Raw genomic sequence first — 10,121 nt, 5'->3', positions numbered from 1 at the left:
CGCTCGGCGTTCTTCAGCGTCTGGCGGCGGCGGTAGTCGTCGGGCACCTTGGACGCCTGGCCCTGCGTGACCTCGATGTAGAAGCCGTGCACCTTGTTGAACTGCACGCGCAGGTTGGCGATGCCGGTGCGCGCGCGTTCGCGGGTTTCGAGGTCGATCAGGAAGCCGTCGCAGTTGGTCTGGATGCCGCGCAGCTCGTCGAGGTCGGCATCGAAGCCATCGTTGATGACACCACCGTCGCGCACCAGCGCGGCCGGTTCGGGCAGCAGCGCCGCGAGCAGCAGGTCGGCGCAGCCGGCGGGCGGTGTGAGGTCGGCCGCGATCTGCTGCAGCAGCGCCGGGCCACCGGCAGGCAGGCCGAGGTGCAGGGCCTGGGCGAGCTGCTGCGCGCGGCCCAGGGTCTGGCCCAGGCCGACGAGTTCGCGCGGGCGCACCTGGCGCAGCGCGGTGCGCGCGGTGATGCGCTCCACGTCGCTCGCGCCCTTGAGCGCGTTGCGCAGGCTGTTGGCGAGGCCGTTGCGCAGCAGGGCGATGGCGGTCAGGCGTTCACGCGCTTCCGTGCGCTCGCGCTTCGGTTCCAGCAGCCAACTGCGCAGCGCCCGGCTGCCCATGCCGGTCTGGCAGACGTCGAGCAGCGAAAACAGCGTGGGGCTGGTTTCGCCGCGCAGGGTCTGGGTGAGTTCGAGGTTGCGGCGCGTGGTGATCGGCAAATCGATCAGCTCGTCGCTGCGCGCCACGCGCAGACTCTTCACGTGGCTGAGCGCGCGGCCCTGGGTGTGTTCGGCGTAGTCGAGCAGGGCGGCGGCGGCGGCGTGCGCATCGCTCAGGCCCTGCGCGTCCCAGGCGGCCAGGCTGGCGGCGCCGAGCTGTTCGAGCAGCTTGCGTTCGCCCAGCGCGCCGTCGAACGCCCAGGCCGGGCGCAACACCGCCACGGTGCGCTGACCGCTGGCCAGCGGCTGGGCCGCGAGCGCCTGCACGTTCTTCTCGAACGCGGGCGTGACCTCGGCGCTGTAGAGCAGTTCACCCGGCGCGATGCGCGCGATCCAGTCGGCCAGCTCGTCGCTGGCGCACTGCGCGAGGAACACGATGCCCTGCGTGACCGACATCCAGGCCAGGCCGAGGCCGGTGCGCGCACCCGGGTGCACGGCCATCAGCACGGCCTCGGTCTTGTCGGACAGCAACTCGCTGTCGGTCAGGGTGCCGGGCGTGACCACGCGCACCACTTTGCGTTCCACCGGCCCCTTGGCCGTGGCCACGTCGCCCACCTGCTCGCAGATGGCGGCCGATTCGCCGAGCTTGATGAGGCGCGCGAGATAGTTGTCGATGGAATGGAACGGCACGCCGGCCATCACCACCGGCTCGCCGGCCGACTGGCCGCGCTGGGTGAGCGTGATGTCGAGCAGGCGCGCGGCTTTTTCGGCATCGCCGAAAAACAGCTCGTAAAAATCGCCCATGCGGTAGAACACCAGCGTGTGCGGATACCCGGCCTTGATGGCCAGGTACTGCTGCATCATGGGGGTGTGTTTGTCCAGGGGGGCGTTCAAGGCGGGCTCGTGGGGGCGTGAGAGAGACAACCGGCTACTTTATCAGGCTGTTTTTCCCGATTTGACCCACCCTTTGATGCCCCACAATCGTGTGATCGTCCCCACCACAGCCCGTATTGCAGCGCATGGCTCCCGCCGACACCGATCCCGAGACACCATCCAGCGCCAGCTTGCCGTGGGAGCTGATGTTCAACGCATCGCCCCTGCCGACCAGCCTGAGCCGGGCACGCGATGGCTGCATGCTCGCGGTCAACGACGCCTGGCTGGTCGTGATGGGTCTCACGCGAGCGCAGGTGATCGGCCGCACCACGGTGGAGCTGGGGCATTGGCCGAGCGAGGACGCCCGCCAGCGGTACCTGGCAGGGCTGCGCCTGGGGCCGGGTCACGAGATGCTGTGCCTGGACGCAGACCGGCCGCACCGTGTGCGGCTGCAGTCCACGTTGCTGGAGGTGGCGCCCGAGCCGCTGTTGCTGGTGGTGTTGAGCGAGATCACAAGCGAACACGAAACCGAAATGGCCTTGCAGCAGGTCAACCTGGAGCTGCAGCAACAGGTGGAATTGCACGGCGCCGTTGAAAAGCTGGCCCGGGCGGGGCACTGGACGAACGCCCTGAACGACCAGGAGGTGATCTGGTCGCAGGGGCTGTACGACATCGCCGGGGTGGCATCGAGGCCCACGCTCCAGCGCAGCGAAGGGCGCGGGGGCATCCATCCGGACGACCTGCCGGCCTGGCACGCGGCCCGGGAGGCGCGGGACGGGCGGGTGGTTGAGTTCCGCTGGCAGTGTCCGAACGGCGAGCAACGCTGGATGCGCACACGCATCAGCCAGACCGCCGTGGCGGGCAACCCGCAGACCGATTTCGGCGTGGTGCAGGACATCACGGCCGAGAAGGAGGCCGGTCAGGCCCTGGCGGGCCAGCTCGAATTCATCCAGAACATCACGGCCCGCGTGCCCGGTGTGCTGTTTCTGGCCCGGGTGCGGCCCGATGGCAGCAGCAGCTTCCTGTACATGAGCCAGGCGGCGGTCGACATGCTGGAGCTGGATGCCCAGGACCTGAAGCGCGACGGCAACCTGTTTTTCGCGCGCGTGCACCCTGGGGACAAAAAGGCCCTGGTGATGTCGCTGCAGCAGGCGGGCCGGGAGCGCACCTTCTGGCGCGGCGTGTACCGCGTGCTCCTGCCGAGCCGGGGGTTGAGGTGGTACAGCGTGGAGGCGTTGCCACAGTGGGACGCCGATGGCTCGACGCTCTGGCACGGGTTCACCACCGATGTGACCGAGTCGCGGCTCGCGGCGCAGGCGCTGGAGCGCCAGCACCGCATGCTCGACGCCGTGCGGAAGGCGCAGCTGGCGTTCATCGAGGCCGACGACAAGCGGCAGGCGTTCGAAGCCCTGCTCGCGGCCCTGCTGCTGGTGACCCACAGCGAATACGGTTTCGTGGGTGAGGTGCTCTACGACGCACACGGGCAGCCCTACCTGAAGACGCATGCCATCACCAACATCGCCTGGGACGAGCGCACCCGCCGCATGCACGACGAGCAGGTCGATACCGGTCTGGAGTTTCGCAACACCCGGACCCTGTTCGGTCACGCGTTGCTCACCGGCGAGACGGTGATCTCCAACGACCCGCGCAGCGATCCGCGCGCGGGTGGCCGCCCGTCCGGACACCCCGGCATGTCGGCTTTTCTGGGGGTGCCGCTGGCGGTGGGCGATCAGCTGGTGGCCATGATCGGCCTGGCCAACCAGCCGGGCGGTTACAGCGAGGCCGATGTCGAGTTCCTGCAGCCGCTGCTGGGCGCGGTGCGGCAGCTGGTGCTGGCCTGGCGCGGTCACGCCGAGCGCCAGCGTGCGCGCGAGCAGTTCCAGGCCACCAGCGCCCTGCTGGCCGAAAAGAGTGCGGCGCTGCAGGTGACCTTTGACAGCATGAGCCAAGGGCTGACCATGGTGGACGCCGATGGCCGGGTGCGGTTCTACAACCGCCGCATGCTGGAACTGCTGGACCTGCCCGAGGCCCTGCTGGCTTCCCAGCCGCGGATCAGCGACCTGGCCGCCTTTCAGGCCGAGCGGGGCGATTTCGGCAGCGACTTCCAGTTGCTGGACCGGGCCCTGCGCCCTTTCGTGGGGCTGGAGCCGCGGTTGATGCCGCCCGAGACCTATCTGCGTCGCACGCGCCAGGGGGCGGTGCTCGAAATCTGCTCGCGGGCCCTGCCCGGTGGTGGCATGGTGCGCACCTACACCGACGTCACCTCCTACGTGCAGGCCGAAGAGGCCTTGCGCGACGAACGCCAGCGCCTGCAGTGGGTGCTGGAGGCGACACGCCCGGGCATCTGGGAGACCAATGTCGAGACCGGGGCGATGGAGATCAACGATCGCTGGGCCGAGATGCTGGGCTACACCGTGGCCGAGTTGCAGCCCACCACGTTCGACACCTGGCGCCGACTGGTGCACCCGCAGGACCTGGAGCGGGCCGAGCGCGTGCTGCACCGGCACTGGGGCGATGAACAGCCGTACTACGAGTGCGACCTCCGCATGCGCCACAAAGACGGCCACTGGGTCTGGATCAACGACCGCGGCCGTGTGCACCGGCGCGGCGCCAGCGGCGAGGTGCTGTACATGTCGGGCACCCATCTGGACATCAACGAACGCGTGGCCGCCCAGGAGCAGGTGCGGGCCCTCAATGCCAGTCTGGAGCGGCGCGTCGCCGAACGCACCGACGAGCTGGAGCGTTCCATGAAGGACATGGAAGCCATCTCGTATTCGATCGCTCACGATCTGCGGGCACCGCTGCGGTCGGTGAACGGTTTTGCCGCGCTGGTGGCCGAGATGGACGGTGATCGCCTGAGCCCCGAGGGCCGGCAGATGTTCGAGCGCATCACCCACTCGTCGCGCAACATGGGTCAGATGATTTCAGACATGCTCGAGCTGCTGCGCGTGGTGCGGGTGGAAATCGATGCGGTGCCGGTGGACATGAACGCCCTGGCGCGTTCGGTGACGGAAGCCCTCGCCCCCGCCGTTCCGCACGCACAGATCCAGGCGCTGTCCCTGCCCGCGGTGCTCGGGGACGCGGCGCTGCTGCGGCAGGTGCTGGTCAACCTGGTGGACAACGCGCTCAAGTACTCCCGCCACCGCGCCGAACCCCTTCTGGAGCTGGGCTTCGACGCCGGGCGCTCGGCGTTTTACCTGCGTGACAACGGCATGGGCTTCAACATGGCCCATGCCAACAAGCTGTTTGGCCTGTTCCAGCGCCTGCACACGGGCGCGGACGCGCCCGTTGGCACGGGCGTGGGTCTGGCGATCGTGGCGCGCTCCCTGGAGCGCCACGGCGGGCGCATCTGGGCCGAATCCATCCCAGGGCAGGGCGCCACCTTCTGGTGGACGCTGCCCCTGGCGTGAAGTGAAGCGCCCCCGCCGCGCTTCGCGCGACCCCATCGAGGGGGTCGGCACTGATCGTCCGTCCTGAGCTGGTCGAAGGGCGGCCCGGCGGCGCCCTGGGTGGTCACGTTCGGTGGAAGGCTCAGAACGGCGCGGTGGACTCCGAGGGGGGCGTGTCGTCGGCGGGCTTGTCGTCGCCGGCAGCGTCGGGCTGGGCCGCCGCCGAGGATTGGCGCAGCGACGCTTTTTCGCCGGCGCTGGCGAACTTGCTGTACTTGCCGGTGATGCCCACCAGCTGGCCGTAGATCTTGGGGTTGGCGGCCAGGCATTCCTTCTGCTCCAGGAAATTGGCCTCACCAGTGAAATTGCCCACCAGACCACCGGCCTCGGTGACCAGCAGCGCGCCCGCGGCCACGTCCCAGGGCGACAGGCCCATTTCAAAGAAACCGTCGGTGAAGCCCGCGGCCACATAGGCCAGGTCGAGCGCGGCCGAGCCTGGGCGGCGCACGCCGGCGCACTTGGGCATCACGTCGCCCAGCATCTGCATGTAGGTCTGGAAGGCGTCGCCCGGACGGAACGGAAAGCCGGTGGAGATCAGGCAGTCGCGCATGGCGATGCGTTTGGCCACGCGGACGCGGCGGTCGTTCATGTAGGCGCCGCGTCCACGCGTGGCGCAGAAGAGGTCGTTGCGGCTCGGGTCGTACACCACGGCCTGTTCCAGCTTGTTGCCCACCATGAGCGCGATGCTCACGCAATAGACCGGGAAGCCGTGGATGAAGTTGGTGGTGCCGTCCAGCGGGTCGATGATCCAGACATGGTCCGCGCCGCCGTGTTTGCCCGGGCGGCGGCCCGACTCTTCGGCCCAGATGGCGTGGTCGGGGTAGGCGGTGAGCAGGGTGTCGATGATCGCGGCCTCGGCCGCGTGATCCACCTCGGTCACGAAATCGTTGGTCTGCTTGGCAGAGACCCGGACCGACTCCACGTCCAGCGCGGCGCGGTTGATGATGGTACCGGCGGTACGGGCGGCCTTGATGGCCACGTTGAGCATGGGGTGGAGTGTGGACGACATGGGTTGTAAACCTTTGCGCGGCAGCGGGGGCTGCTCGCGTGACAGTGGAAGAGCGGGAGGCTGGGCCCCAGGCGATGCAGGGCGGCGACAATCGAGGATTTTACCGGTTCAACACACCAAACCCCTTTCCGGCGAGCGTGCACTGCCAGCACACACCGCAGAACCGCCCTTCGACGAGCTCAGGACGGGCGGCTGGTGTGGGCCCCCTGGGGGTGACGCGAAGCGGCGCGGGGGGATTCATATGCGTTCTCGATTCATCCTGATCCAGACCAGCCACGCCGGCAACGTGGGCGGTACCGCGCGCGCCATGAAGGTGATGGGCTTTGACGACCTGGTGCTGGTGGCGCCGCGCTGGGCCAATGTGCTGCGGCGCGAAGAAACCATCCAGCGCGCCAGCGGCGCCAACGACGTGCTGGACAAGGCGCGCATCGTGGACACGCTGGACGAAGCCCTCGACGGCATGGACCACCTGTGCGCCACGGCCATGACGCCGCGCGACTTCGGCCCGCCGACGCGGCAGCCGCGCGAGCACTTCGCTGCGCTGCTGGGCACACCCGAAACGCCCGTGCCCACCCGCCCCGGCGGCGTGGCTTTCCTGTTCGGCTCCGAGCGCTTCGGCATGCGCAACGAAGACGTGTACCGCTGCCACAGCTGCCTCTCCATCCCCACCGATCCGTCGTTCGGTTCGCTCAACCTGGCCGCCGCCGTGCAGTTGATCGCCTACGACTGGCGCCAGGCGCTGGGTGGCTACACCTTGCAGACCGCCAGCACACCCGAGCGTCCGCTGGCCGACGCCAAGGCCCTGGCCGGCATGCTGCAGCACCTGGAGCAGGCGCTGGTGGCGGTGGACTTTCTCGACCCGGAGGCGCCCAAGAAGCTCATGCCGCGCCTGAACCAGCTCTTCAACCGCGCTGCACCGACCGAAGAAGAAATCCACATCCTGCGTGGTGTCGCCAAGGCCATGCTGCAAACCGCTGCGCAAGCGAAGCGATAGACTGGCCGCCCGATTCCAAAAACAAGACCCCATGTTCGCCCGACTCCGCTCCGACATCCAGTGCGTCCTCGATCGCGACCCCGCGGCCCGCAGCACCTGGGAGGTCATCACCTGCTACCCAGGCCTGCACGCTGTCTGGCTGCACCGCCCGGCGCACTGGTGCTGGACGAACGGTCTCAAGTGGCCGGGGCGTTTCATCTCGCACGTCGCGCGCTGGCTGACCGGCATCGAGATCCACCCCGGCGCCAAGGTGGGGGATCGCGTGTTCTTCGACCACGCCATGGGCGTGGTGGTGGGTGAGACGGCCGAGATCGGCGACGGCTGCACGATCTACCAGGGCGTCACGCTGGGCGGCACCTCCCTCTACAAAGGCACCAAGCGCCATCCCACGCTCGGCAAGAACGTGGTGGTGAGCGCGGGCGCCAAGGTGCTGGGGGGCTTCGTGGTGGGCGACGGCGCCAAGATCGGCAGCAACGCGGTGGTGATCAAGCCGGTGCCCCCGGGTGCCACGGCGGTGGGCATCCCGGCCCGCATCATCCCGAGCAAATCCGGCGAGAGCGCCGATGTGACCGAGGCGAACCCGAAGTTTCAGGCCTACGGCATCACGCAGGAAGACGACCCGCTGTCGCAAGCCATGCGTGGCCTGATCGACAGCGCTGCGGGCCAGGATCACCAGATCACGCTGCTGTGGCAGGCGATTGAAACCCTCTCGAAACAGCAGAAGGGCGACTGTGTGCCGTCGGACGCGGCGCGCAGCGACTGCTTTGAGGCGGAGAAACTGAATCAGCTGGTGGGCAAGTGACCGCGGTCGGGCCGCGGCGCGGCGGTGGCTGGTGGCGCCTGTCTGTTCGCCACCATCTCCGCGGACAGCCATCCCCTCAGGCCGTTGTAGAAGGCCAGGCCGTCTGATCGGGCCAGGTCCCCGAGGGTGAGCACGGCCTCCTGGAGGCTGCCTTCGGCCAGCAACTCGGCACGGTAGGTGCCCGCCAGCAGCCCGCTGGACAGCGCGGGGGTGAGCCAGACCCCATTCAGCCGCACCGCCACGTTGCCTCGGGTGAATTCGGTGATCTCCCCCCGCTCGTTGAGCAGCAGGTGGTCGAAGACGCCAGGGTCGGTGGGGGCCAGCGCCTCGTAGTGCGCGCGCCGCGTGGTCTTGTACCGGATGAATTCCCGCAACCCGCCGCCTGTGGCCAGGGGCTCGGGCGCCAGCGCCACGCGCACCGGCTGGGCGGTTCCGGTCATGGGGAAGGCCTGCGCGTCGATCCCGCCCCGGGCGTCCAGGGTCAGGCGCACGCGCCACAGGCCGTGCCCATGGCCCTCCGCCAGCCGTGCAAGGCGCTCGCGCAGCGCCGGGCGATCACAGGGGTTGCCAAAATGGCGGGCGCTGTCCTGGAGCCGTTGCAGATGGCGCTCCAGCAGCCAGTAGGTGCCTTCCTCCAGCCGCAGGGTTTCCAGCAGGCTGAAGGGCTCGCTGACCCGGTGCAGGAGGTGGCTCTTGGTCATCAGTTCGTCCCATTCGGCCGACGGATCGGCGTAGACGGTCAGCCCGCTGCCCACGCCGTACCGGGCCTGCCAATCGGTGGTGGTGGCGGTGCGCTGCAGTGTCAGGGTGCGGATCGGCACATTGAAGGTGGCGTGCCCGCCGGGGCGGACCACGCCCAGCGCGCCGCAATAGATGCCCCGGGCGCCCGACTCCAGGCGCTCAATCCAGCGCATGGCCTGCCGCTTGGGGGCGCCGGTGATGCTGCCGCAGGGGAAGAGGGCGCGGAACACGTCGGCGAGCGTGGTGCCCGCGTGGGCCTGGGCCGAAAGGCTGGAGGTCATCTGCCAGACCGAGGGCCAGGCTTCGGTTTCCATCAGCCGGTCCACCCGCACCGAGCCCGGCCGCGCGATGCGGTTCAGGTCGTTGCGCAGCAGGTCCACGATCATGACGTTTTCGGCGCGCTCCTTGGGGCTGGCCAGCAGGCGTTCGCGGGCGGCGGCGTCCAGGGCCGGGTCGGCCTCCCGGCCGGCGGTGCCTTTCATCGGGCGACAGCTCAGCCGACCGCCCAGCGCATCGGGCTGCCAGTCGAAGAACAGCTCGGGCGAGGCGCTCAGCACATGGCGCTGCCCGCCGTCCAGCCACAGCAGGTAGCCCTCGGGTTGCCGCTCACGCAGCGCGCGCATCCAGGCCGATGGCTCGCCGGTGAGCGTGCCCGTCAGCGCCGTGGTCAGGTTGATCTGGTAGGCCTCGCCAGCGGCCATGGCCTGCTGCGCGTGTTCCACCTGCGCCAGGTAGTGGGCGCGGGGCTCGTGCATGGTCCAGTGGGCCGTGCCGGGCGTGTCCGACAAGGGGATGGGGGCGGCCAGCGGGGCCCCGTACACCCCGAACCACACCAGGGGCCAATCGGGGTCGGGCGCGTGCGCGGGCAGCGAGGCGTCGAAGGCCGGCGCGGCCTCGTAGGACAGGCCGCCGATGCACCAGCGCCCGGCACCCGCCCGGGCCTGAACCCGTTCAAGGGCTGGCAGCACCTCGGCCATGGTCCAGGCCTCGATCACCTCGATGGGATCGCCGAAACTGGTGCGAAGCCGGCCACCGGGCACCGCCTGTGGGGCGGTGTCAGGGAAATCGATGAAGGCGCGCAAGCGGGAGCGCAGTGTGCCGGCGACGTTCAGTGGTGGTGCCCGTGGGCACCGTGCGCGTGGCCGTGGGCCACTTCTTCGGCCGACGCCGCCTGCACGTCCACCACCTTGACCGCGAAGTGCAGCGTCTGCCCCGCCAGCGGGTGGTTGCCGTCCAGCAGCACCGTGTCGCCCTTGATCTTCATGACCGTGAACACCTGCTGGCGACCCTGGTCGTCCACGCCCTGCAGCTGTCCGCCGACCTTCACGCCGGGCGGGAACTCGCTCTTGGGGATGCTGGTGGCCAGGCTCTCGTCGCGCACGCCGAAGGCGTCTTCGGGCGGCAGCGCCAGGGTGGCGGCGAAGCCCTTCTCCTGTCCTTCCAGGGCCTTTTCGATGCCCGGCAGCGTGTTGTTGTAGCCGCCATGCAGGTACGCGCGCGGCTCCTTGCCGTCCTCCAGCAACTTGCCCTGAGCATCGGTGGCGCGGAAGGTGATGGTGACGATGGTGTCTTTGGTGATTTTCATGAGAGGTCTCAGAGTGAA

7 protein-coding genes are annotated in these 10,121 nt (G+C 69.1%); 3 read left to right on the top strand and 4 right to left on the bottom strand.

Features of this window, described 5'->3' with window-relative positions:
- The coding region (mutS, locus tag IV088_RS12440; protein ID WP_291102302.1) for a DNA mismatch repair protein MutS at positions 1 to 1,514 on the bottom strand (1,514 nt) is incomplete at its 3' end.
- A gap of 155 nt (positions 1,515 to 1,669) precedes the next feature.
- Between mutS and IV088_RS12435 the strand changes: the two genes are divergently transcribed.
- Positions 1,670 to 4,933, top strand: a complete 3,264-nt coding sequence (locus IV088_RS12435) for a PAS domain-containing protein (protein ID WP_291102296.1) — start codon at positions 1,670 to 1,672, stop codon at positions 4,931 to 4,933.
- Between the two features lie 121 nt (positions 4,934 to 5,054).
- Here IV088_RS12435 and IV088_RS12430 read toward each other — a convergent pair whose 3' ends face one another.
- Entirely contained in the window at positions 5,055 to 5,981 is a 927-nt protein-coding gene (locus IV088_RS12430) for an inositol monophosphatase family protein (RefSeq protein WP_291102294.1), read from the bottom strand.
- Positions 5,982 to 6,222: 241 nt separating this feature from the next.
- Here IV088_RS12430 and IV088_RS12425 point away from each other — a divergent pair, with 241 nt between their 5' ends.
- Both IV088_RS12425 and cysE read left to right on the top strand, forming a co-directional pair.
- Positions 6,223 to 6,975: an RNA methyltransferase gene (locus IV088_RS12425; RefSeq protein ID WP_291102291.1), complete on the top strand. Its 753-nt coding sequence runs from the start codon at positions 6,223 to 6,225 to the stop codon at positions 6,973 to 6,975.
- A gap of 31 nt (positions 6,976 to 7,006) precedes the next feature.
- Complete coding sequence (gene cysE, locus IV088_RS12420) at positions 7,007 to 7,777, top strand: serine O-acetyltransferase (RefSeq protein ID WP_291102289.1); 771 nt, start codon at positions 7,007 to 7,009, stop codon at positions 7,775 to 7,777.
- Here cysE and IV088_RS12415 read toward each other — a convergent pair.
- Together IV088_RS12415 and IV088_RS12410 are read right to left on the bottom strand one after the other, a co-directional pair.
- Positions 7,759 to 9,600: a chorismate-binding protein gene (locus IV088_RS12415; protein ID WP_291102287.1), complete on the bottom strand. Its 1,842-nt coding sequence runs from the start codon at positions 9,598 to 9,600 to the stop codon at positions 7,759 to 7,761. The genes cysE and IV088_RS12415 overlap by 19 nt on opposite strands.
- Before the next feature lie 26 nt (positions 9,601 to 9,626).
- Positions 9,627 to 10,103: a peptidylprolyl isomerase gene (locus IV088_RS12410; protein WP_291102285.1), complete on the bottom strand. Its 477-nt coding sequence runs from the start codon at positions 10,101 to 10,103 to the stop codon at positions 9,627 to 9,629.
- Positions 10,104 to 10,121: the final 18 nt, after the last annotated feature.

This window comes from Hydrogenophaga sp., from assembly GCF_018780075.1.
In the GTDB taxonomy this organism is placed as follows: Bacteria; Pseudomonadota; Gammaproteobacteria; order Burkholderiales; family Burkholderiaceae_C; genus Hydrogenophaga.
The sequence above is the reverse complement of the archived record's forward strand: the minus strand, read 5'-3'. Positions and strand labels throughout refer to the sequence as shown.